The sequence below is a fragment of the Paenibacillus agaridevorans genome (genome assembly GCF_003112455.1).
Lineage (GTDB): Bacteria > Bacillota > Bacilli > Paenibacillales > Paenibacillaceae > Pristimantibacillus > Pristimantibacillus agaridevorans.
Genome location: NZ_BDQX01000394.1, coordinates 24,098 through 24,774, shown reverse-complemented (window position 1 = coordinate 24,774; position 677 = coordinate 24,098). Strand labels below are relative to the sequence as shown.

Below are 677 nucleotides of genomic sequence, written 5' to 3'. Positions count from 1 at the left end.
GACGCGGCAACCGACTTCGGCAGCGGGTACAACGCGGCGGACTGGCAGATGGCCGCCACGCCGGACGACAACGCCCTGTCCGTCGCGGATGGGGAGCTTGTATTCGCCGGCGCGCAAGACAATTCCTATTTTGGACCCCAAGGCACTTATTCGACATTCGCGGCTTCATTCGACATTCATACGTTCGAAGGCAACTCCAGCTGGATCGGCTTGACCTTCGGCAATCCGCAGCCGGATACGTTCTTCGGCGAGCCGGAGCCATACTTGCTGTTGATCAACAATGACAGCATCATGATGCTGGGCAAGGGCACGACCGAAACCGTCGAATGGGAAAATCCGGAGCAGCGCTGGTTGCCCGGCGACTACGCGTTGGCAGTCAAAGAGGAGCCGCTGAACGTCAAAGTCGTTTACGATGGCTCCAAAGTGGAAGTGTACTACAAGCTGGCGTCGGAAGCGGCCGATTTGATGGCGGCGCCGCGCGCCGTATTTCCCAATTTGTCCGAGGTCAGCGGTTACGTAAACTTCACGACCTCCGGCAACGCGGATATTCAAGGCTGGTTCAGCCTGGACAACATTGCGGTGTCCGGCGATACGCAAGCGGATCTGTCCGCAATCGGCGCAACGGCCGCAACGCCGGAGGCGACCGAATCCGCAGCGACCGCAACGCCGGAGCCGAC

1 protein-coding gene is annotated in these 677 nt (G+C 60.1%); it reads left to right on the top strand.

Translation table 11 applies throughout. The annotated features are described in order from the left end of the window. The coding region (locus PAT3040_RS37655; protein WP_181376935.1) for a hypothetical protein at positions 1–677 on the top strand (677 nt) is incomplete at both ends.